The sequence below is a fragment of the Nonomuraea guangzhouensis genome (assembly GCF_019396345.1).
Lineage (GTDB): Bacteria > Actinomycetota > Actinomycetes > Streptosporangiales > Streptosporangiaceae > Nonomuraea > Nonomuraea guangzhouensis.
The window spans coordinates 129,571-152,297 of sequence record NZ_JAHKRM010000007.1 but is presented as its reverse complement, the minus strand read 5'-3'; the positions used below and the strand labels follow the sequence as shown (position 1 = coordinate 152,297).

At 69.0% G+C, this 22,727-nt stretch carries 17 protein-coding genes and 4 tRNA genes; 13 read left to right on the top strand and 8 right to left on the bottom strand.

All coding sequences use genetic code 11. The features are described 5' to 3' along the window. Nucleotides 1-50 precede the first annotated feature (50 nt). The 3 genes from KME78_RS15885 to KME78_RS15875 all read right to left on the bottom strand — a co-directional run bounded on the left by KME78_RS15885 (nucleotide 51) and on the right by KME78_RS15875 (nucleotide 1,931). On the bottom strand, nucleotides 51-326 hold the full coding sequence (locus KME78_RS15885; protein WP_443687373.1) for a hypothetical protein: 276 nt from the start codon (nucleotides 324-326) through the stop codon (nucleotides 51-53). Nucleotides 327-394: 68 nt separating this feature from the next. Then, on the bottom strand, nucleotides 395-1,135 hold the full coding sequence (locus KME78_RS15880) for an ABC transporter permease (RefSeq protein ID WP_219529655.1): 741 nt from the start codon (nucleotides 1,133-1,135) through the stop codon (nucleotides 395-397). Next, nucleotides 1,125-1,931, bottom strand: a complete 807-nt coding sequence (locus KME78_RS15875; RefSeq protein ID WP_219529654.1) for an ABC transporter ATP-binding protein — start codon at nucleotides 1,929-1,931, stop codon at nucleotides 1,125-1,127. Before KME78_RS15875 ends, KME78_RS15880 begins: the two co-directional genes overlap by 11 nt. A 57-nt stretch (nucleotides 1,932-1,988) precedes the next feature. On the opposite strand from KME78_RS15875, the gene KME78_RS15870 reads away from it, so the two are divergent. The 6 genes from KME78_RS15870 to KME78_RS15840 all read left to right on the top strand — a co-directional run bounded on the left by KME78_RS15870 (nucleotide 1,989) and on the right by KME78_RS15840 (nucleotide 5,481). Next, complete coding sequence (locus KME78_RS15870; protein ID WP_219529653.1) at nucleotides 1,989-2,603, top strand: TetR/AcrR family transcriptional regulator; 615 nt, start codon at nucleotides 1,989-1,991, stop codon at nucleotides 2,601-2,603. A gap of 63 nt (nucleotides 2,604-2,666) precedes the next feature. Then, complete coding sequence (locus KME78_RS64305; protein WP_246651152.1) at nucleotides 2,667-5,015, top strand: N-acetylmuramoyl-L-alanine amidase; 2,349 nt, start codon at nucleotides 2,667-2,669, stop codon at nucleotides 5,013-5,015. 85 nt (nucleotides 5,016-5,100) lie between these two features. Continuing rightward, nucleotides 5,101-5,172 (top strand) — tRNA-Gly (locus tag KME78_RS15855). Between the two features lie 16 nt (nucleotides 5,173-5,188). Next, a tRNA-Cys gene (locus KME78_RS15850) sits at nucleotides 5,189-5,259 on the top strand. Nucleotides 5,260-5,313: 54 nt separating this feature from the next. After that, nucleotides 5,314-5,385 (top strand) — tRNA-Gly (locus KME78_RS15845). A 21-nt stretch (nucleotides 5,386-5,406) separates the two neighbouring features. Beyond that, nucleotides 5,407-5,481, top strand: a tRNA-Val gene (locus KME78_RS15840). Nucleotides 5,482-5,523: 42 nt separating this feature from the next. Here KME78_RS15840 and KME78_RS15835 read toward each other — a convergent pair. After that, nucleotides 5,524-6,924, bottom strand: a complete 1,401-nt coding sequence (locus KME78_RS15835; RefSeq protein WP_219529652.1) for an amino acid permease — start codon at nucleotides 6,922-6,924, stop codon at nucleotides 5,524-5,526. Nucleotides 6,925-7,026: 102 nt separating this feature from the next. After that, entirely contained in the window at nucleotides 7,027-7,503 is a 477-nt protein-coding gene (locus tag KME78_RS15830; protein WP_219529651.1) for an RICIN domain-containing protein, read from the bottom strand. Between the two features lie 146 nt (nucleotides 7,504-7,649). On the opposite strand from KME78_RS15830, the gene KME78_RS15825 reads away from it, so the two are divergent. Beyond that, nucleotides 7,650-8,822, top strand: a complete 1,173-nt coding sequence (locus KME78_RS15825) for a cytochrome P450 (protein WP_219529650.1) — start codon at nucleotides 7,650-7,652, stop codon at nucleotides 8,820-8,822. 1 nt (nucleotide 8,823) lies between these two features. Here KME78_RS15825 and KME78_RS15820 read toward each other — a convergent pair whose 3' ends face one another. After that, entirely contained in the window at nucleotides 8,824-9,639 is an 816-nt protein-coding gene (locus KME78_RS15820; RefSeq protein WP_219529649.1) for an SAM-dependent methyltransferase, read from the bottom strand. A 113-nt stretch (nucleotides 9,640-9,752) separates the two neighbouring features. Beyond that, nucleotides 9,753-12,116: an ATP-binding protein gene (locus KME78_RS15815; protein ID WP_219529648.1), complete on the bottom strand. Its 2,364-nt coding sequence runs from the start codon at nucleotides 12,114-12,116 to the stop codon at nucleotides 9,753-9,755. 225 nt (nucleotides 12,117-12,341) lie between these two features. Between KME78_RS15815 and KME78_RS15810 the strand changes: the two genes are divergently transcribed. Beyond that, the gene (locus KME78_RS15810) at nucleotides 12,342-14,405 is read left to right on the top strand and encodes an ATP-binding protein (protein WP_219529647.1); all 2,064 of its coding nucleotides are present in this window, start codon (nucleotides 12,342-12,344) and stop codon (nucleotides 14,403-14,405) included. A gap of 232 nt (nucleotides 14,406-14,637) precedes the next feature. On the opposite strand, the gene KME78_RS15805 is transcribed toward KME78_RS15810, so the two are convergent. Next, a complete protein-coding gene (locus KME78_RS15805; RefSeq protein ID WP_219529646.1) occupies nucleotides 14,638-15,021 on the bottom strand; it encodes an ATP-binding protein in 384 nt (127 codons plus the stop codon). Nucleotides 15,022-15,804: 783 nt separating this feature from the next. Here KME78_RS15805 and KME78_RS15800 point away from each other — a divergent pair. From KME78_RS15800 to KME78_RS15780, 5 genes are all read left to right on the top strand, one after another. After that, the gene (locus tag KME78_RS15800; protein WP_219529645.1) at nucleotides 15,805-16,947 is read left to right on the top strand and encodes an NAD(P)/FAD-dependent oxidoreductase; all 1,143 of its coding nucleotides are present in this window, start codon (nucleotides 15,805-15,807) and stop codon (nucleotides 16,945-16,947) included. Nucleotides 16,948-17,029: 82 nt separating this feature from the next. Beyond that, the gene (locus KME78_RS15795) at nucleotides 17,030-20,083 is read left to right on the top strand and encodes a non-ribosomal peptide synthetase (RefSeq protein ID WP_219529644.1); all 3,054 of its coding nucleotides are present in this window, start codon (nucleotides 17,030-17,032) and stop codon (nucleotides 20,081-20,083) included. Nucleotides 20,084-20,107: 24 nt separating this feature from the next. Next, nucleotides 20,108-21,091 (top strand): aldo/keto reductase, encoded by a 984-nt coding sequence (locus KME78_RS15790; RefSeq protein ID WP_219529643.1) that lies wholly within the window; start codon nucleotides 20,108-20,110, stop codon nucleotides 21,089-21,091. Continuing rightward, nucleotides 21,088-21,798, top strand: a complete 711-nt coding sequence (locus KME78_RS15785) for a sulfotransferase-like domain-containing protein (protein WP_219529642.1) — start codon at nucleotides 21,088-21,090, stop codon at nucleotides 21,796-21,798. The genes KME78_RS15790 and KME78_RS15785 overlap by 4 nt, the downstream gene beginning before the upstream one ends. Nucleotides 21,799-21,810: 12 nt before the next feature. Beyond that, nucleotides 21,811-22,686 (top strand): family 3 encapsulin nanocompartment shell protein, encoded by an 876-nt coding sequence (locus KME78_RS15780; RefSeq protein ID WP_219529641.1) that lies wholly within the window; start codon nucleotides 21,811-21,813, stop codon nucleotides 22,684-22,686. The last annotated feature ends 41 nt before the right edge of the window (nucleotides 22,687-22,727 follow it).

Sequence of the window (22,727 nt, the reverse complement as noted above, 5' to 3'; positions counted from 1 at the left end):
TTGTTCGCTTTAATGCGCTTTTATTAGCTTTTGAGCTAATTTACGTGCCTTTATCCGTACACGATCCGGCGCAGTTGCCGGAGCGACAGCTCCGGCGGTGCCACCCGGCGCCCGCGCAGCTCCGCGGCGACCCGGGGGAAGATCTCGTCGTTGGTGAGGCCGCGGGACTTAAGCTCGCCGTGGCGCCGCCGGACGAACTCCTCCACCGGCTCGGAGAAGTACGACAGCACGTCGGCGACCACGCGCGCCGCCTCACCGGGACCGAGACCGCTGGTCCTGACGAGATGGGCGACGAGGTCTTCGTAGGGGTGACGTGCCGGGGACACAGACGAGGACACTACGCAGCCGGGATAGGACATGCCAATATCCTGCCCGAAATCGGGCAGGATACGCGCTACCGCACGCTCGAACGGCCCCACCCTCGGCTCAGGCGCCGCCAGGCGAAGGCTCCGGCCGCCGCGCCGAGGGCGATGAGGACGGCCGCGGGGCCCGCCGTGCCGGACACGTCACCGCGTACGGCGGCCTGCAGCATGGTGGTCGCCCAGTAGCCCGGCGAGAACGGCGCGATGGCCCGCGCCCATGACGGCATCAGCGCGAACGGCACCAGCGCCCCGCCCAGCGCGCTGACCGACAACGCGCCGACGTTGCAGAGGGTGCTGAGCTCGCCCTGGCTGCGGACCACGGCGGCGAGTGCGGTACCCACGCCGAGCAGGGCGAAGCACCACGCGGCGACGGCCAGCCCGAGCGGCCACAGCGGCCCGGCGGGGCGCATGCCCACCGCGAGGATCCCGTAGCCGAGCAGGACGATCTGCTGGACGGCCAGGATGGCGAAGACCGGCAGGGTCTTGCCGATGATCAGCTCGGGCACGCGCGCCCTGGTCGCCCTGATCCGGTCCCAGGTGTGCCAGACGCGCTCGGTCAGCACCGCTGTCGCCACGTCGGCCATCGACAGCACCGAGAACATCACCAGCATCCCGGTGACCACCTGCGCGGGCCGGCCGAGCATCGACTTGAAGACCAGCATGAGCACCATCGGCATCACCAGATAGCTGACCAGGTGGGCCGGGTCGCGCCTGCGGAGCAGCACGTTGTGCCTGACCAGCACCGCGATGCGGTGGAGCGAGTCACGCGACATGGGACAGCTCCTTGTAGAGGTCGTCGAGCGACGGCTGGCGGATGTCGATGGCGCGTACCGGTCGGTCGAGGCCGCGCAGCAGCTCGGCGAGCGTGGCCGTGGGGTCGGCCGTGGTGACGGCGAGCTCCTCGTCGCCGTCGAGAGTCACCCGCACCTCGCCCGGCAGGCCCTTGAGCAGCTCTTCGCCGGTGCCTCTGGCGATCACCCGGCCGTTCTTGGCGACCGCGATCGTGGCGCCGAGCTCGGCCAGTTCGGGCAGGTAGTGGGTGGCGTAGACGACCGTGGCGCCGTTCTTCGCCCGGCGCCGGACGGCCGCCAGAAGAGCGGCTCGCGTCTCGGGGTCCGCGCCGACCGTCGGCTCGTCCAGCAGCAGGACGGCGGGGTCGGCGACCAGCGCGGTGGCGGCCTGGGTACGGCGCTGCTGGCCGCCGGACAGGATGCCCACCCGCCGGTCGAGCTCGCCCGTCAGCAGCAACTCCTCGGCGACCCGGTCGATGGCCTGCTTGAGCGCCGCGCGGCGCAGCCCGGCCAGGCCGCCGAAGAAGCGCAGCGTCTCGCGGACGGTGACGCTCGGGTAGAGCGCGAGCTGCTGCGGCGCCACCCCCACCTGACCCTTGACCGCGATATTTCCGGACTCGGGGCTGAGGAGGCCCGAGGCGATCTCGAAGAAGGTCGTCTTGCCCGCGCCGTTGTGGCCGACCAGGCCCGCGATCTCCCCCGGCGCGACATCCAGGCAGAAGCCGTCCAGCGCGGTCACCTCATGGAAGCGTTTGACGAGTCCTGTCGCCTTGAGCATGTTCCCCCGCCCTTCCTGGTCTACGTTGTAGACTGCTCTACAACGTAGACTGACGCGGTGCGGAAACTCAAGACCGAACGGCAACCGGAAATTCTCGACGCCGCCCTCGCGATCGCCGACGAGCACGGGATCGATGCCCTGACCATGCGAGCGGTCGCCGAGCGCATCGGCGTGACCCCCATGGCCATTTACGGATATTTCCGCAACAAGAATGAGTTGCTGGACGGGCTCGTCGGGCGACTGCTGACGAGCCTCCCGCAGGGCCTGCCGGGCGAGTCGTGGGACCAGCGGCTCAGCGCGTTCGCCTGGGCGACCCGGCGGCTGGCCCGCGAGCATCCCGGCGTCTTCCCGCTGCTGTTCGCCCGGCCGTCGGTCACGCCGGACGCGGTCGCGGTGGTGGACCTGATCTACCAGGCGCTGATCGACGCGGGTGTGCCCGACGCCGAGGTGCCGAGGATCGAGCGCCTGATCACCACGTTCGTGCTCGGTTTCGCGACGTCCGAGGCCAATGGGCGGTTCTCGGCGTCCGGCGACGGCATCCGGTCGCGCCGAGCCCGGGGTGACTTTCCCGCGCATCAGCGATTGATGGCCCATCTCGACTCGCCGGCCGATCTGGACGCCGAATTCGCCGCCGACCTCGCCGACCTCGTCCGTATCATCCGCCCCGTCTGACACACCCTTAACAGGGAATGGTTACGGTGAGTAGCGTCGCTGTGCCGTTCCGTGGGGGTCGCCATGTTGCTGTGGGTCGTCGTCGGTCTCACCGCGTCCACCGTCGCCGTTCCTGGACTGCCGAGCCAGGGCGGCCGGGGGCTTGAGACCGACGTGGGACATCGGGCCGACGCGAGACGCCAGACCGACTTGGGACGCCAGGCCGACGCGGGGCATCGAGGCGACGCGAGACGTCAGGTCGATGCGAGACGCCAGGCCGACGCAAGACATCAGGCCAACGCAGGGCACTGGGCCAACGCGAGACGTCAGGGTGACTTCGCGGCGGCGGCGCGGGACTTCGGGGTGCCGGAGAGTGTGCTGCTGGGCCTGTCTTACCTGGAGTCCCGGTGGGACGCCAACGCCGGGACGCCCAGCGTGGCCGGAGGTTACGGGCCGATGCATCTCGTGGACGCGCCGCTGCGGCTCGCGCAGCGGCTCACCGGGCTGCCGGCCGCGCGACTGCGTACCGATCCCGCCGCGAACATCCGGGGCGGCGCCGCCGTGCTCGCCTCCTACCAGCGACGGCCCAGCACCAATCCCGCCGACTGGTACGACGCGGTCGCCCGCTATGCGGGCGCGCCCGGCCCGCAGGCGGCTCGCGCCTTCGCCGACGAGGTGTTCGCAGTGATCCGCGCCGGAGCCGCCCGCCGCACGGACGACGGGCAGCCGGTACGACTGACGGCCATCCCCGCCCTCTTCCCACCCGCTCGCCCCAACCCACTCCACCCCCACCCCCTCGGTCCCAGCCTTCTCGACCCCGGCCCTCTCAGCCCCAGCCCTCTCGGCCCAGTCACGAGCCGCTCGGCAGCCCACCGCGTAGCGGACCGAGCCCCTTCAACGTCACCTGAAACCGATAGAGACCCCTCAGCCTCACCCGAACCCGACGCGCACGACCCAGCGCAGCCCGTTCCCGGCCAAACAGCCGACCCGGCGCGGCCCACAAGCGACCAGCCGCAACTCGCGGCCGGCCCAGGGCGATCCACCACCGACCAGACCCGGCCCACGGCCGGTCCAGGGCGAACCACGACCGACGAAACACGGCCCCCGGCCGGCCCGGGGCGGCCCGCCGGCCTGACGCAGGTCGCGTCCCAGGGAGACCCACCACCGCCCCCCGAAACGGACACGGACGAACCGGCGGCAGGCGAGGGCCGCGCCAGTTCCCCTGCCCCACCCAGAAACCCGAACATCGAATGCCCCGCCTCACTGGCCTGCGAGTGGATGCCCGCCGCCTACAAACGCACCGACACAGGCGGCTACGGCAACCACGACACCCTGAACCACCCCAGACGCATCGACTACATCGTGATCCACGACACCGAGGGCACCTACGCGGGCGTCCCGTCGATGGTGCACGACCCCAAGTACGTGAGCTGGCACTACACGATCCGCTCCAGCGACGGACATGTCGCCCAGCACGTACGCACGAAGGACATCGCCTGGCACTCCGGCAACTGGGACGTCAACGCCCGCTCCATCGGCATCGAACACGAGGGCTACCTGGCCAAAGGCGGCACCTGGTACACCGAGGCCATGTACATCGCGTCGGCCAAACTCGTGAAATATCTGGCTGCCAAACACGACATTCCGCTCGACCGCGCACACATCCTCGGCCACGACAACGTACCGGGCTCGAACCCGACAACACTCGCGTCCATGCACGAGGACCCGGGCCCGTACTGGGACTGGGCACACTACTTCGACCTGCTGGGCAGCCCCCTCAAACCAGCCAAGAAGGGCACGTCAGTCATCATCCGCCCCAACTACGACGCCAACCAGCCGCAGTTCACCGGCTGCTTCACCAAGCCCGCCAAGGCCGGCAAGCCCTGTCCCCCGCACGGCGCCTCCTCGGTATGGCTGCGCACCGAGCCCCGCGAAGACGCCCCGCTCGTCGACGACATCGGCAAACGCGTCGGCAAGCCCAGCACGTACAGCGTCTACGACCACAGCGCCCGCGCCTCGACCGGCCAGCGATACGCCGTGGCCGGCCGATCGGGCGACTGGACGGCCATCTGGTACCTGGGCACCAAGGCCTGGTTCTACAACCCCGGCTCCGCCCCCAACGCCATCCGGGCGAGAGGCCCGCTGGTCACTCCCCTCAGGAAGCACGTCAAGGTGTACGGTCTCGCCTACCCCGGACAGCCCGCCTATCGCCGCAAAGGCGTCACCTATCAGGCCGCGACCCCGCTCAACTACGTCATCCAGCCCGGCCAGTACTACTCGCTCGGCCTCACGCTGCACGGCTCCTATCAGGCGGCGAAATCCTTCAACCCGGCCGGGCACGTCATGGTCAAGGGCAAGGCCCGCTATCACCAGATCCAGTTCGGCCACCGGGTCATGTACGTCATGGCCAAGGATGTCCGCGTGATCCACTGAATCTCACCCGCGAGCCCGCTCACCGCGCACGTGCACTCTCCGAAGGCGATATGGTTTTCCCGTGGCCGGTCATCGCCGGAAACACGCGGAAGTGGCTCAGTGGTAGAGCATCACCTTGCCAAGGTGAGGGTCGCGGGTTCGAATCCCGTCTTCCGCTCGGAGTGCAATCTCCTGGTGGAGTGGCCGAGAGGCGAGGCAGCGGCCTGCAAAGCCGTCTACACGGGTTCAAATCCCGTCTCCACCTCGGTCGCCGGACGGCGGACCCTCCCGGATCCGCTAAAGTTAAGTGTGGCGCCACGCGGAAGTGGCTCAGTGGTAGAGCATCACCTTGCCAAGGTGAGGGTCGCGGGTTCGAATCCCGTCTTCCGCTCGGAGTTTTCTAACTCGATATGGACGATTAGCTCAGCGGGAGAGCGCTTCCCTGACACGGAAGAGGTCACTGGTTCAATCCCAGTATCGTCCACCACGCTCGCACAGCCTCGGACTCACCTGAGTCCGGGGCTGTTTCTCATACCGATTGCGACTCCAGCGCAGAGTGCCGGCGGCCGTAAGCGAAGTACACGATCAGCCCGATCACGAACCAGACGAGGAACCGCAGCCACGTGACCGGCTCCAGGAAGGTGATCAGCCAGATGCTGAAGATCACCCCGACGGCCGGTGTCACCGGCATTCCCGGCGTCCTGAACGCGCGGGGCAGGTCGGGCTGCCGATAGCGGAGCACGATCACCGCCACGCAGACGACCACGAACGCCAGCAGGATCCCGATGTTCGTCAGCTCGGCCGCCTCCCGGATGGGCAGGAACCCGGCGATCGCCGCCGAGGCGACGCCCACGATCCAGGTGACCCGCGACGGCACCCGCCGCACCGGGTGCAGCTTGGCGAACCACTGCGGCAGCAGCCCGTCCCGGCTCATCGAGAACCAGACCCGGGTGACGCCGAGCATGAAGGTGAACATGACCGTGAGGATGCCGATGATCGCCCCCACCGCGATCAGGGACGCCAGCCCGGACAGCCCGACCGAGGCGAACGCCGAGGAGAAGCCGCTCTCCGGGTCGATGTCCCGGTAGTTCTGCATGCCGGTGAGCACGAGGGTGGCCAGCACGTACAGCACCATGGAGATGATCAGCGAGTAGACGATCGCCTTCGGCATGTGCCGCCGGGCGTCCCGCGATTCCTCGGCCGCGGTGCTCATCGCGTCGTAGCCGAACACCGCGAAGAACACGGTGGCGGCCCCGGTGATCGCCCCGCTGACCCCGAACGGGAAGAAGGGGTGGTAGTTCAAGGGGTTGATGTGGAGGGCCCCGACCACGATCACCAGCAGCACGACAGCGATCTTGATGCCCACCACGAACGTCTCGAACCTGGCCGCGGCTTTGATGCCGAGGTTCAGCAGGAAGGCGATGAGCAGGCACAAGAGCACCGCGAACAGGTCCACCACATGCCCCTGACCGGTGCCGGGCGCACCGAGCATCCACGCGGGCAGCTGGAACCCGAACTGCTGGACGAGGAAGCCGAAGTAGCCGGAGATGCCGATGGCCACGACCGCGACGATCGCGGTGTACTCCAGCAGCAGGTCCCAGCCGATGAACCAGCCGACGATCTCCCCCAGGACCGCGTACCCGTAGGTGTAGGCGGACCCCGCCTTCGGGATCATTCCCGCGAACTCGGCGTACGAGAGCGCCGCGGCGGCGCTGGCGACCCCGGCGATGAGGAACGACACGAGCACGGCCGGTCCGGCGGTCTGATTGGCGACCGCGCCCGCCAGAGCGAAGATCCCCGCCCCGATGATGCCGCCGATCCCGATGGCGGTGAGCTGCCACAGGCCGAGTGACCTGGACAGTTCGCCCTCGTGTTCGGTGGCGATCTGTTCCACCGGTTTGCGTCTGAAGACGCTTCGCGAAATGACCATGACGCCCCCACTGACTGTTGTCGGGCCCCGTGCGTCCGGTCTTCCCCCCTAGGGCGTCCCTAAGCCCACCACAACCGGGCATCCCCCCGGCGGCCGGTCAAGCTACCGCATGTACCAGGCCTGGTCGGCGATGGTCTTGCAGGTCCATTGGATCGCCCACTTGCCCTTCCTTGCCTCGCTCTTGCCGATGGCCAGGCACAGTCCGGTGGCCCTGTTCTGGAACCGCTGGTAGTCGTCGTACGCCCATTCCTGCTCGATCCCGCCGTCGGTGCACGGCCACTGGATCACGTACTTGCCCTTCCGCCGGTCACCGTGGGCGATCGCGAGGCACATGCCCGTCTTGGCGTTCACGAGTTTGTGGTGCGAGTAGATCCACTGCTGGTCCTTGAGCCCGTTGCACGACCACTGGATGACCCGCTTCCCCTTCTTCACCTCGCTCTTGCCGACGGCCAGGCACAGTCCGGTCGCGGCGTTCTTGAGCTGGCGGGAGGGAGCGGCGGCAGCGGACGCGGGCATCGCGGCGGCGGCCATTGCGGTGACGAGCGCTCCGGCGGCGAGAGTTCTGGAAAGAATACGCACGTTGCAGCCTTTCGCTGGGGTTTAAGTAGATCGTCCGAAGCGTTAGATGCCGCCGGGCCGTCCATGGTTGTCGATTCACACACTTGGTCAAATGGTCGCCACGCGGTCTAATGACGGTGTGTGAGCCGGCGCCTTGTGGAGGAAAGATGACCGCATCGGCAGCGGACGTCCTGGCGAACATCGATCTTTTCGCCGATGACCAGCGCGAGCATCTCCTCGACGCGCTCGCCGTCGCGCGCAAGGAATGCCCGGTCGTGCACACGCACAGCGACGGTGGTTACTACCTGGTCACCCGTTACGAGGATGTCCGCACGGTCTGCCTGCGACCGGCGATCTTCAGTTCGGCGCAGCCGGGGCTGCGCGGCGTACCGGTCCGCCTGATCCCGCTGGATGTCGACCCGCCGGATCACCGTCAGTACCGCAGGTTCCTCGACCGGTACTTCTCGCGCTCGTTCCTGCTCCGCTATGAGGAGCAGCTGCGCGAGATCGCCCGGGACGCCATGGCGGGGTTCATCGGCGACGGCCGGGTGGAGATGGCGCGCGACTACGCGGTGCCCTTCATCGCCGGGTCACTGGCCCGGGTCGTGTTCGCCACCGACAACATGGAGCTGATGAGACGGGGCGTGGCGGCGGTCAAGCGGTGTGCGTTGGAGAGCACGCCCGAGACGTTCGAAGCGGTCGCCCTGCTCGCGGTGGAGGCGGTCACCGAGGCAGGCGACCGGTCGGCGGATGACCGAAATGTCCTTGGCGCCCTGGCCGGGGCGAGCATCGACGGGCGCCCCCTGACCGCTGGGGAACAGGTGGCGATCGTCACCACGCTGCTGCTCGGCGGCCTGGACACGACGCGCGGCGCGATCGTCAACATCGCCTACCATCTGGCCACCCGCGAGGATGTCGAGCCGATCCTGCGGACCCCGGATTGGTGGCGCGGGCCGCTGGATGAGTTCCTGCGCTTCGAGACGACCGTGGCGTTCATGGCCCGTACGGTGACCCAGGACACCGAACTCGCCGGAACCCCGTTGAAACCGGGAGATCGGGTCGTCGTGCAGTTCTACTCGGGCAATCGCGATGCCGCGCGCTTCGACCGCCCCGACGAACTGGTCTTCGACCGGCACCTCAATCCGCACCTGGCGTTCGGGGCAGGCGTGCATCGCTGCCTCGGCCAGCACTTCGCCCGGATCCAACTGATGATCGCCTTCGAGGAGCTGCTCAAGCAGGCGACGAACTTCCGGCTCGAGGAAGGCGCCGACATCCCGCGTCAGGCCGGCGTGCCCTTCGGCAGCCCGGCCAAGCTGCACCTGACCTTCGACCGGCGCTGAACTAAGGCCCGGCCTTGCGGCCGACGCCGACGATCACCCACGCCATTTCCGGCCTCTCGGACAGGAAGGGGCTGTCGGGCCGCCACTCACGGACGTACACCAGACCGGGCTCGACCAGGTCGAGTCCGTCGAAGAAGGGCAGCACCGTCTCGCGCGTACGGGCGCCGCCTTCGTCGTGGCCCAGCATCTTGCGGTAGACGTTGACGATCGGCTCCGCGGCCTCCGGGCGGGAGTCGAAGACGACATGCGTGATGACGATGTGGCTGCCGGCCGGCAACGCGTCCCGCAGCTCGGCCACGCGCTGGAAAGGGTGGCTACTGTCCGGGATGTACTGCAGGACGCCGAACAACAGCACCGCCACCGGCTGGTCGAGGTCGATCACCTCCCGCAGGTCGGGGTCGGCGAGCAGTTCGGCGGGATGCGTGATGCCGCCCTTGACGACGGCGGTCCTGGGCCCCTTGGCGAGGATCGCCCTGCCATGAGTGAGCACCACCGGGTCGGTGTCGACGTAGACCACCCGGGCGTCGGGGGTGAGGGATCGGGCCAGTTCGTGCGTGTTGAGGTCGCTGGGGAGCCCCGAGCCCAGGTTGATGAACTGGGTGATGCCCTGCTCCACGAGGAACCGGATCACGCGTACGTGGAACGCCTGATGCTCCTGCGCCATGACGCGCACTTCCGGCGCGGTGGCCAGCACCGCCTCCGCCGCCTCTCGGTCGACGGCGAAGTTGTCCTTGCCACCGATGAAGTAATCATGCATCCGGGCGAGGTTTGGTGTGCTGGAGTCGATACCCGCGGACCACCGAGCCTCGTCACTCATGCGTTGCATCCCCCGCCGATCGAATAGCTCCTTGGTTATGCCCAACGACAGTAAGCTACGCCGCATACCGGTGGCCCGAAAACCCCCAAAGGCCGATCAACCACCAGATTCGGTCAGTCGCGTGCGTCCCCGGACTCTTCGTCCGCGGCGCGGACCTGTTCCCCGAACCACACGGCGATCTGGGCGCGTGAGTTGAAGCCGAGCTTGTTGAGGATGTGCTCGATGTGCGCCTCCGCGGTGCGCTGGGCGATCACCAGTGCCGCGGCGATCTGCTTGTTGGTCATCCCCTGGGCGACCAGCGCGGCGATCTCCTTCTCCCGGCGGGTGAGCCGCGCCGGCACCTCCGGTGCCTTCTCGTCGGGGGGAGCGTCCTCCTGGAGCGCGTAGCCGAGCGCCTCGTCGTAGGAGAGCCGGGCACCTCGCTTGACCGCGGCGTCGAAGGCCGAGTCTCCGAGAGCGTTGCGCGTACGCGTCTCGCATTCGTCGTGATAGCGCACCAGGTGCCCGAACCCAGACAGCGGCGCGCCGATCGACCGCCAGACGGTCTCCAGGATCCCCAGCAGCCGGGCGGCCCGCTGGTAGTGCTTCTCCGTCGCGGCGATCCAGGCCAGCACCTCGAGATTGACCCCGACACCCAGCGGATCGTCGAGCGAGCGGTTGAAGGTCAGGCTCTGCTTCTCGAGTCCGGTCGCCCGGTGCAGGTCTCCCTGCCGCCACACCTCCACGCCGAGCGCCATCATCGTGTACGCCTTGTGCCAGCCCTCCCCGTAGGCGTCGCACACGGCCAGGCACTCGTCGCCCAGGGAGATGGCCTGCGCCGAGTCGCCCAGGTACGAGTGCGCGAGGGACAGCCGGATCAGGGCCAGGGCCCGACCGACGGGGTCCTTGGTGGTGCCGTGCCGCGTCACCGCCTCCTCGTAGAGGCTGATCGCCGCTTCGGTGTCGCCGCGGTACATGGCGATCATGCCCGAGTAGAGCGCGACGTAGCCGCGGACCAGCTCGTCCCCCAGTTGCTCCCCCAGGACCCGGCTCTCGTCCAGCATGGTCGTGGCCGAGGTGATATCGGCCTGGATGATGGCCAGCCAGCTGTTGGACCACAGCGCCCTGGCGCGTACCTCGCTCGATTCGGTGTCCAGGGCCAGCCCCCGGTCCAGCCAACGCCGGCCCTCGGCGAGGTAGTAACTGGTGATCCAGTGATAGAGCAGGTCGGCGGCCATGCCCAGGCCGGCCCTGACCTCCGCCGGATCGGCGTAGTAGCTTTCGATCGCGGTACGCAGGTTGGCGTGTTCGAGCTGCAGCCGGGCGAACCAGGTCACCTGCGACGGCCCGAACAACTCCGCCCGCGCCCGCGCCGCCAGTGCCCGGTAATAGGCGCGGTGTCGCTGTTGCAGCGTCACCTCCTGGCCCGAGGCGATGAGCCGTTCGCGGCCGTACTCGCGGATCGTGTCCAGGAGCCGGTATCTCACGCCGGGACGCTGCTCCTCCCGGAGGAAGACGGACTTGTCGACCAGGCCGATCACCAGGTCGATGACCTCCTCGCGGCTGATGCCCTCGCCGACGCAGACCGCCTCCGCCGCCTCCAGGTCCAGGCTGCCGGCGAACACCGACGCGCGCTCCCACAGCAGCCGCTCCCGCTCCGAACACAGGCTGAAGCTCCAGTCGATCATCGCGCGGAGCGTCTGGTGGCGGGGCAGCGTCGCCCGCGACCCCGCGGTGAGCAGCCGGAACCGGTCGTCCAGCCGTTCGAGCAACTGCCCGACCGACAGCGCCCGCAGCCGGACGGCCGCCAGCTCGATGGCGAGCGGCAGGCCGTCCAACCGGCGGCAGATCCGCAGCACCGCGTCCTGGTTGTCCTCGGTGATGGCGAACGCCGGCAGGATCGCCCGGGCCCGCTCCGTGAACAGCTGCAGCGCGTCGCACTGCATGAGCGCCTCGATGGGCATCCCCGGATTGTCGGAGAGCGGCAGCGGAAGCGTCGGCACGGGCAGCGTCTGCTCGCCGGTGATCCCCAACGCCTGCCGGCTGGTGGCCAGGATCCGCAGCTCAGGGGCGGCACGCAGGAGCGTCTCGGCCATCACGGCGCACTCGTAGACCAGGTGCTCGCAGTTGTCGAGGATCACCAGCGCCTGCTTGTCACGCAGGTGGCTGATGAGCACCTGCATGGGCGAACAGACGGTATGGTCGCGAATCTCCAGGGTCTCGGCCACGACCTGGGCGAGCAGCTCCGGATCCGTCAGCGCGGCGAGTTCGACCAGCCACACGCCGTCGCGGAAGGCCCGCCGCACCTCGATCCCCACGCGCAGGGCCAGCCGGGTCTTGCCCACCCCGCCCACGCCGAGCAGGGTCACCGCGCGGGAGGTGGACAGGAGCTGTTTGACCTCGACCACCTCGTGCCGACGTCCGACGAAACTCGTCACCTCGGCCGGCAGCCAGCCGATCTGCTGCCGCCGGGTGTTGCCTGCCACCACCGTTGCCATCGACGCCCTCTTGTCGGCCCGTCAGCAGGTCACCAAAGCGCGATATCCGGGCCTCTCACCATCCAGGTTATGCCCAGGCCGATTCCGGCGCACAGAGCCGGGAGCGCGGTGGTGCATCTGGACGCGTGGACATAACCTGGTGGTGATGGCGCGGTTACCGAAGCATGAGGTGACCCGCCTACCACGTGGGGTGAATGTGGTGGTGACAGGCACCAAGAACCGGCCATGTCGAGTCCATCGGTAGCCGTACCCGGCCTCATCGGGCGTAGGCACGAGCTGTCGGCCATCCGCCGCATGCTGGCCGGCACCCGGTTGCTGACCTTGACGGGCACCGGCGGAGTCGGCAAGACCCGGCTGGCCGTGCAGGCGGCCATGGCCCTGCGGCGGACGTTCCCGCACGGGGTGGAGCTGGTCGAGCTGGCCTCTCTCGAGGACAGCGACCTGCTGGAGCCGACCGTCGCCGCCGCGCTCGGCTTGCGGGAGGTAGCCCCCTCCTCCATGACCACGCTGGTGAACTACCTGGCCGACAGACGGATGCTGCTGGTGCTGGACAACTGCGAGCACCTGCTGGAGGCGTGCGCCCACCTGACGAGCGGCCTGCTGCGCGGCGCCCCGCGGCTGCGGATCCTGGCGACCAGCCGGCAGGCGCTCGGTGTGTACGGCGAGCAGGTGCTGAACGTGCCGCCCCTGTCGGTGCCTGATTCCGGCACCACGGTACGCGACGTCCTCCGGCACGGCGCGGTCCGCCTGTTCGTGGAGCGAGCGGCGCAGGTACAACCCGAGTTCGCCGTCGACGCGGCCAACGCCGGGACGGTGGCCCGGCTGGCCCAGCGCCTTGAGGGCATCCCGCTGGCGATCGAGCTGGCCGCGGCACGGCTGCGTACGACGCCGGTGGAGCAGCTGATGCGGGAACTGGACCAGCACTTCGAGGTGCCGGCCGAGCACGCCGGCTCCGCGCTGCCCCGGCACCAGTCGCTGCGCGGGACCCTGGACTGGAGTTTCGGGCTGTGTTGCCAGGCCGAGCAGCGGTTGTGGAGCCGGCTGTCGATCTTCGCCGGCGGCGTCGAACTTGAGGCGGCGGAGGCGATCTGCGCGGGAACGGAGATCGACCAGCCGGAGGTCATCGATCTGATCGCCGGATTGGTGGACAAATCCGTGGTCATCGCGCAGCAGCGAGAGGTCGGGGTGCGCTACCACATGCTCGACAGCATCCGCGCGTACGGCCGTGAGCGACTGACCTTCGCCGAGACGACGAAGCTGGGCAGCCGATATGTCGATTACTACCGGCACGTGGTCGAGCGGCACCGGCTGGAGCGGCTCTCTCCCCATCAGCTCGAGGGCTTTCGGACCCTGCAGTTGGACAGTCCCAACCTGCGCGTCGCGCTCGACCTGTGCTTCGGCCGGGCGGCCCGGGCCGCTGTGGGGCTGGAGATCGCCTCGGCGCTGTGGGTCTTCTGGATCATCGCCGGTTCCATCACCGAAGGCCGGCACTGGCTGGAGCGTGGCCTGCAACTCCTGCCGGAGGCGAACTCCACGCGGGCCAAGGCCCTGTGGGCCGACGGCCTGCTGGCCCTCCATCAGGGCGACCTGAAGGCGGCCATGCCGCGGCTGGCGGAATGTCATGCCTTGGCCCGGCGGCTGGGCGACAGGTCGGCCATCGCGTTCGCCACCCAGGTATCGGGCATCGCCGCGTTCTCGGCAGGCGACCCCAAGCAGGGCCTCGAGCTCCTGGAGAAGGCGCGTGCCGAACACCTGGCCGGTGGAGACGTCGATGCCGCCAGCATCAATCTCTTCTACGCCGCCGCCTATGGCTCGGCCGAGGTCCCGGAGCTCGGCATCAGCCTGAGCGAGCGGTTCCTCGCGCTGTCCGAGGCGCGGCACGCCCAGGTGTCACGCGGGTACGCGCTGTTCGCTCTGGGCATCGCCGCGTGGAACCAGGGCGACTGGCGCAGGACCGAGTCCCTGATGAGGGAGGCGGCCGAGTTCCGGAGCTTGATCAACGACCGGTGGGGCCTCACGCAATGCCTGGAGGTCCTGGCCTGGACCGCCTGCGCGCAGGGCCGCTATGAGCGCGCGGCCCGGATACTCGGCACCGCCCACCCGCTGTGGCGGGCGATGGGCGCCTCGCCGACCCGGCTGTTCCCGCACGTACGCGGGCACGAGCAGTGCATGGCGCGGGCCCGTGCCGAACTGGGTGGACGGGCGTTCTCGGCGGTCTTCCGCCAAGGGTCGCGGCTCGGGGTGGAACGGGCGATCACCTACGCGATCGAGCAGTCCGACACAGAATGACCATTGCTCCAGATCAGAAGGAACGCCGGCCCGATCTCGGTGGTGATCCGATCGGTGCCGGCGTCCCTTTCTGAGGGGGTCCACAGTGGCTCATGGGTCAGTACGGCAACCGCCGTCCTGACGGCGTCCGCAGATCTGGCCGATTGTCGGTCGTGCGGATGGGGCGTTTGTGAACACGGATCTGACGCATGGAAGCTCTCTCGTAGCCTTTCAGGAGTGCGGACTCGCGGGCTCAGCCTTCGGCGATGGCACAGGCGGGCAGTTCGAACCAGACGACCTTTCCCCGGCCGGTGCGTACGCTGCCCCAGCAGCACGACAGCATCTCGACCAAGCGGAGCCCGTGGCCTCGCTCGTCGTCCGGGCGGGGTGCCGCACCCACCTGCGGCAGTTCGGGATTGGTGTCCTCGACCTCGATGCGCAGCAGCCCGTCCTCAGCGGAGAAGCTGAGGTCGACGGTCCCCTTCACGTATTTCAGCGCGTTGGTGACCAGCTCGCTGACGAGCAGCTCCGCGACATCGCCCTGGCCGGGGTAACCCCAGTCGATCAGCAGCTCACGGGTCAGGTGACGCGCCTTGGGTACGGAGCCGGGCTTGTGCGGGAGCCTCCATGAGGCCACCCGTCGCGCTCCGGCGAGGCGGTCATCCTCAGCCGTGGACCTGAACCTGTGCCGGCCATGCACACCATCCCCAGACAGCGCAGACCCCATCCCTGCTCCAAGCAGTAGGCGGCGAAGCGTGGCGCCTCGCGTTCGGGAACGTAGGGGGGCGGATTCGGGGGGCTGATGCTTATACATGGCGCGGAGCCTCGATCCTCACTTCCGGGCTGAACTGGTGCTTTGGCCACCAGCCTCCCTCACAGCCCGCAACGGCGAGATGTGATAAATCCCCATATGACTACCTATTTCGGGGTACGTAGGTATCTACGTATGGCAGCATTCTGTAGTCAAATGGTTACGTTATGTAGTTTCGCTGCCGGGGCATCGGTGCAGAGGACCTCCGGGACGCCGAACCCGGCCACAAGCCACCCTCCGCACAGCCGAAACCTCCGCGGTCACGCCCGCGGAGGTTTCGGTCTTAAAGAGCCCATTGACCCCGACACCGGCTAGATAGGCGATTATCAGGAACGCTCCATAACGCCAGAATATTCAGCAATCGCTAAACCAGCCTAAAAGACGTCCATATCCTGAAAACGGAAAGTTAGCGACCTATCACGCCTTTTATCTAATTTGACCAGAATCAGTTTCGGAAGATCGTCCATCGCCTAACGTCATGCACCATACCCGTGACCTGCGCTTACAGCGCCCCGGCCGCGCCACCCAGATTCCTCCTGACAATCGACGAATAGTCAGGAATGTAGAAAATATTTGCGAGTCCAGCCGGAAGTATGATCGATTACCACCGTGAGAGACTTTCTCATCGTGGGCGGCGGGGTGGCCGGTGCCAGCGCTGGATACTTCCTCGCTGAGTCCGGCGGTGTGACGCTGCTCGAGATGGAGCGGGCCCCCGGCTACCACTCGACCGGACGGTCCGCCGCGCTCTTCTCCGAGTATTTCGGCAACCAGGCCGTACGAGCGCTCACCGCCGCGAGCCGCCCGTTTCTCACCACACCACCACCCGGATTCACGGACGCTCCGCTGCTGACCCCGCGTGGCGTGCTCACGCTGTGCCCGGCCGGCGCGGTGGACGCGGCGGAGCGGTTCGCCGAGATGCTGGCCGACGGGCTGTCGGCGCCCACCCCGGTCCGTGAAATCGACCCCGACGAGGTGCGTCGGCGGTGCCCGATCGTGCGGTCCGGGTGGTACAGCCGCGCCATGCTGAAACCCGCGGCGATGGACATCGACGTGGACGCGCTCCACCAGGGCTTTCTCCGCGGCATCCGGGCGCGCGGCGGCCAGGTGATCACCTCGGCGCGGGTGCGGGGTCTGTTCCGGCGCGGCGGGCTCTGGCGGGCGGTCACCGACGCGGGCGAGTTCGCCGCGCCGACCGTGGTCAACGCGGCCGGCGCGTGGGCCGACGAGGTGGCCGGGCTCGCGGGGGTGCGGCCCGTCGGCCTGCGGCCGCTGCGCCGCACCGCCTTCCTCGCCGATCTGCCCGGCGGAGTCGACGCGACCCGCTGGCCGATGGTCACCGACGTGGCGGACACCTTCTACTTCAAGCCCGAGTCGGGACGGCTGCTCATCTCACCGGCCGACGCGACACCGATGCCACCCGGGGACGTCCGTCCGGACGACCTTGACGTCGCGATCGCCGTGGAGCGATTACACAAGGCCACCACGTTGGAGATCCGCAGTGTCCGGCACGCGTGGGCCGGCCTGCGTAGCGCGGTGGCGGACGACACGCCGGTGGTCGGCGAGACACCGGACGCGCCGGGCTTCGTCTGGCTGGCCGCGCTCAGTGGTTACGGGGTTCAGACCGCACCCGCCGTCGGCCAGATCGCCGCCGCGGCGGCACGGCGCACGCCGGCGGATGCCGCGTACGCCCACCTCTCACCGGAACGCCCGCTGCTTGACCTGCGTACATGGAACGACATGGAACGCCTATGAGTAGGGCGGCATGGGCGTGGCACCGGCCCAGGTTCAGCAGGGGCCCGGCCGGCACGGGGGCATTCCTTGGGGAGAGGTGGAGATGACCGGACTCCAGAGCTTCGCCGGCCAAGCAGTTGACTTCGGGGCGTTCCAGCCGATCTGGGCGCTGATCGAGGAGCAGGTCGACCGCCATCCCGAGCGCCCGGCGGTGACGTTCGACGGCCGGATGCTCACCTATCGGCAGCTGGACGGGCTGGTGAACGGCCTGGCGGCCACGCTGGCCGAGCATGGCGTGGGCAAGGGCGACGTGGTCGCGGTCCTGCTGGTCAACTCCCTGGAACTGCCTATCACCTACCTGGCGCTGATGAAGCTGGGCGCGGCCTTCGTACCGCTCGACCCCTCGTGGCCGGAGGACCGGATCCGCGACACCTTCGGGGTGCTGCCGGCCGGGCCGATCCTGTGCGCCACCGCCGATGCGCTGCCGCGGGAGTTACGGCATCGCGCGGTCACCGTCGAGGTCGGCCGGATCGACCCGGCGCCCCGGCGCGCGGCGGCGCCGGTGGGCCCCGACGACCTGATCTACGGCTACTTCACCTCGGGCACCACGGGCACGCCGAAGTGCGCGATGAACCGGCACGCGGGGCTGACCAACCGGTTTCGCTTCATGACGCGGTACTTCGCCGCGACCGGTGACGACGTGGTCCTGCAGAACAGCAGGCACACCTCCGACTCCTCGCTCTGGCAGTTGTTCTGGCCGCTGACCACGGGCGGCCACACCGTCCTGCCCGTACAGGGTGAGTTCCTCAACCTGCAGCACACCATCGACCTGATCGCCGAGTACGGCATCACGACCGCGGACTTCGTCTCGAGCGTCTTCAACGCGCTGGTGGCCATCGTGGACAGCGACGAGCAGGCGCTGCGGAAGCTCTCGTCGCTCCGGCGGCTCATCGTCGGCAGCGAGGCGGTCAACTCGCACGCGGTGCACCGGCTGATGGCGCTGCTGCCGGGCCTTGAGGTGACCAATGGCTACGGGCCGACGGAGGCGTCCATCGGGATGGTCTTCCACCGCGTGTCCGGGGCCGATGGGGACACGATTCCGCTGGGCCGCCCGATCGACAACTGCTATGCCGTGGTGGTCGACGACGACCTGCGTCCGGTGCCACCGGGTGCCACCGGGGAGATCGCCATCGGTGGCGACTGCCTCGGCGAGGGGTATCTAGGTGACCCCGCCGCCACCGCCAAGGCGTTCGTCCGCAATCCGTTTCCGGAGCGCATCCCCGGAGACCGGCTCTATCTCACCGGCGATCTCGGTCATCTGGACGACGAGGGCCGGTTGTTCTTCTCCGGGCGCAAGGACTTCCAGGTCAAGATCCACGGGGTCCGGATCGAGCTGGGCGAGATCGAGGTGGCGGCCGAGAGGTGCCCCGGCGTCCGGCAGGCCGAGGTCCTGGTGGCCGAGCAGGCAGGGACGAAGGCGCTCGCGTTGTTCGCCTCCGGTGGCGGCCTGACCGAGACCGGGCTCCGCGAGCACCTGCGCCGCACCCTGCCCAGGACCAGCATGCCCCGCTACTTCTTCCTGCTGCCGGAGATGCCGCTGAACGACAACGGCAAGGTCGACCGCGGGCGGCTCCAGACGGTCCTCGACGGCCGGCTCGCCGAGGACACTGCCCGGCTGGCCGAGAGCGCGCCGACGGCGACCCTGGCCGACCAGGTCCTGCGGACGCTGCGGTCGGCGCTCGGCCGGCCCGGCCTCACCGCCGACACGCACTTCGCGGAGGCGGGCGGCGACTCCATCCAGGCCCTGTCCGTGGTGCACATGATCACCGCGGAGTGCGGCGTGCGGGTCGACGTCAAGGATCTGTACGACCACCCCACCGCCGACGAGCTGACGCCGCTGATCGAACGGCGGCGGCGCGACGGCGTGGCCATCGAGGACGAGTCCGTGCTCATGGCCCGCGACGCGACGGTGCCCGAGGGCGAGCCCGTCCGGCCCGCCGACCGGTCGGGGCAGCTGCGGACCGTCCTGGTCACCGGGGCGACCGGCTTCGTCGGCAGCCGCCTGGTCCATGAGCTGCTGGCCCGCACCGACCTGCGGGTACGCTGCCTCGCCCGGGCCGCCGACGACGCCGGCGCGACCGCGAGGGTCGTCGGCGCGCTCATCGAGCGGGGCCTCTGGGAGCCGCGGTTCGCCGACCGGCTCGAGGGGTTCGCGGGCGACCTGGCGTTACCGGGCCTCGGGCTGGCCGCCCGTACCTGGGAACACCTGGCACGCACCTGCGACCTGGTGCTCCACAACGGCGCCCTGGTCAACTTCCTGTTCGACTACCGCGCCCATCGTCAGGTCAACGTCCGGGGCACCATCGAGCTGGTCCGGCTCGCGATGGCCTACCGGCCCGTACCGGTGCACTATGTGTCGACGCTCGCGGCGCTCCAGGATGAGGCGCTCCGGCACGACGACCGGCTGCCCGAGGACTACGAACCGTCCCTCGCCAGGACGCCCGCCGGCGGGTACAGCCGGTCCAAGTGGATCGCCGAACGTTACCTCGCCGAGGCCCGGCGCCGGGGCGCGTTGGTCACCGTGCTCAGGCTCGGCGAGGTGATGCCGAGCGCGGACAACGGATATCCGAACCCGGTGGCGTTCACGCATCTGCTGCTGTCGGCGTTCCTGCGGCTGGGCGTCCGGCCGGATGTCGCCACGCGGTCCGACTACACCCCGGTCGACTATGTGGCGGCCCGCGTGGCGGCGGCGGTGTGCGACCGCGCCGCCTGGGGCCGTACCCTGCACGTCTTCCGCGCGGAGAGCGTCTGCTTCGACGACGTCCTGCTGCGCGCCGGCGTGGCCATCGCCCCGATCCCGTGCGGGGACTTCGTGACGCTGGTCCGCGAGGCGGGCCGGACGACCGCTGACCGTGAGCTGACCACGCTCGCCTCACTCCTGCCCACCCCGCGGGGCACGGACGAGGACGGACTGAAGCAGGCGTTCGCCGACCTGCTGACCGACAATCCCGCGCTGTTCCGCAAGGACGAGTGCCGCCGGCTCGAGCAGCGGTGGCAGCTCGACGACGGCAGCCTGGACGGCTCGATCACCGCGTACCACGCCCGGCTGGCGAGCGGCCGCGCGGTGAAAGGACATCGACAGGTGCCAACCGGCTGATCACGAAGACAGAGGGTTCAAGGGATGCGACACCGCAAGATGGGAAACCTCGGCTGGGAAGTCAGCGAGGTCGGATACGGCATGTGGGGTATCGGCGGCGGCCCCGGCAACTTCACCGGCTGGGACTACGACGTCGCCCCGCACTGCCTCGACGAGGCCGTCGAGCTGGGCTGCACCTTCTTCGACACGGCCTGGGTGTACGGCCGGGGGATCAGCGAACAGCTGCTCGGCGCGCTGCTCCGCCGCCATCCCGACCGGAAACTGTACGTCGCCACGAAGATCCCCCCGAAGAACCGCGAATGGCCGCCGGGACCGGACGACACCCTCGATGACGCCTACCCCGCCGACCACATCAGGGAGTACACGTACAGAAGCCTGGAGAACCTCGGAGTGCCGCGCATCGACCTGATGCAGTTCCACACCTGGGAGGACCGGTGGGCGGGCGACGAGCGCTGGCAGGAGGCCGTCACCGACCTCAAGCGTGAGGGGGTCATCGACGCGGTCGGCATCAGCGTCAACCGGTGGGAGCCGGCCAACTGCTTCGCCGCCCTCGACACCGGTCTCATCGACGTCATCCAGGTGATCTACAACATCTTCGACCAGGCGCCCGAGGACGAGCTGTTCGACCGCGCGCTGCGCGACGGCGTCGGGATCATCGCCCGCGTCCCGTTCGACGAGGGCACGCTCACCGGCGCGCTGACCGCCGCCAGCACCTGGCCGGAGGAGGACTGGCGCAGCACCTACTTCTGCGCGGAGAACCTCCAGCCGAGCGTCGAGCGGGCCGAGCGCCTCAAGGCGACCGTCCCCGAGGGCAGGTCGCTCCCCGAACTCGCCCTCCGGTTCATCCTCCACCATCCGGCGGTCAGCACGGTCATCCCGGGCATGCGCCGGCCCCCACACGTACGGGCGAACCTGGCGGTCAGCGACGGCCGGCCGCTCGACGACGCGCTGCTCCAGGAGCTCCGCCGGCACCGCTGGGACCGCGTCCCGGCCTGGTGGTCGGGGTGAACCCGCTGATCATCATGTGGGCGCACTCCCGCTCCGCCTCGACGGCGTTCCTGCGCATGATGATCGAGCGCGGCGACGTGACCGTCCTGCACGAGCCGTTCCTCGCCCTGACCGAGGAGGGAGCGGTCCCGCTCGGCGGTCAGACGACGGCGCGCTCGGAGAAGGAACTCCTCGCCGGCCTCAAGGAGCTGGCCCGCGTACGGCCGGTGTTCGTCAAGGAGGTCCTCGACTACGAGTACGCCTACCTCTTCGATCACCCCGGCGAGCTCACCGGGATCGTCCACACCTTCATCGTCCGCGACCCCAGGCCGACCATCAGCTCGCACTACGCGATCAAACCGGCGGTGACCCGCGCGGAGATCGGCTACGAACGCCTGCACCGGCTGTTCGAGCTGGTCTGGTCGGCCACCGGGCGCAGGCCGCTCGTCCTCCGCACGGAGCGGCTGGTGCGGGAGCCGGCGAAGGTGGCCGAGGTCTTCTGCGAGTACGCCGGCCTGCCGTTCCTCCCCCGGGCTCTCACCTGGGACTCGGGGGATCGGCCCGAGTGGCGGCGGACCCGCCGATGGCATCTCGACGCGAGCAGCAGCGCCGGCTTCGAGGACCGCCTCAACACCTACCCGGACACCGTCGACAACCACCCCGCGCTCAAGGCCTTCTACGACCACCATCTGCCCTTCTACCAGCGGCTCATCCAGCACGACTTCTGACCGGGAGCACCCATGTCAACGGACACAGCCCCAGCCGGCGCGCCGACCGTGAAGCAGTCCCCGGGCGAGGCATTCGCGCGGGCGTTCGCGGCCGATCCCCGCCACGCGGAGGTGACCTTCGACTACACCATCACCGAGGCGCACGAACCCACCAAGGACCGGCCCCGGCTGACCGTGCGCAACCTGCTCAAGGTCCGCCCCGCCGACGACGTCGCCCGCTTCTGGACCGAGTCCCGGCCCAGCGAGGAGGAGCGGAAGGCGGTACGCGACTCCGACGTCCGCCGCGAGGCCGCGTTCAGGTTCGGCATGGCCGAGGCCGGGGTGCACCCGATCCGGGCGTGGGTGCAGATCCCCGACGGGCTGGCCGACGACCCGGCCGCGCTGGCCACCTTCCTCGACTACCGGCTCCTGGTCCGGCTCGCCACGGCGGAGAACCTCGCGCTGACCAACCACCTGCTCGACCACCCGGAGATCGCCCGGCTCCCCTACGAGACCGACTACGTCGCCGGGGTCCTGGCGGCCTGTGACGAGGTCGAGCAGTCAGGGGCCACGCCGCACGCGATGATCATCAACCCGAACGACTACTACCACTGGCTCGTCGGCCGCAACGGCCTGCTGGCGGACCTGGCGACGGGCAACGGCATGAAGATCTGCCGCAACCGGTGGATCAGCCCGGGGTCCGCCCTCGTCGGTGACATCTCCGTGGCGGCCAGGCTCCTCGACGGGCGTCGCTCGGTGATCCGCGTGGCCGAACCTCCGCCCGGCACGTTCGCCCGGCCGGGCGTCGCCGTCTGCGCGGAGGTGTGGGAGGGAGTCGCGGTCCATCTCCCGACGCTGTTCTTCCTCGTCACCCGGCGGAGAAAGCCGGATAACACAGCAGGCGAATAAAAGCCCTATATGCCGTATTTTGAATTTCGTGCAGATCAGCA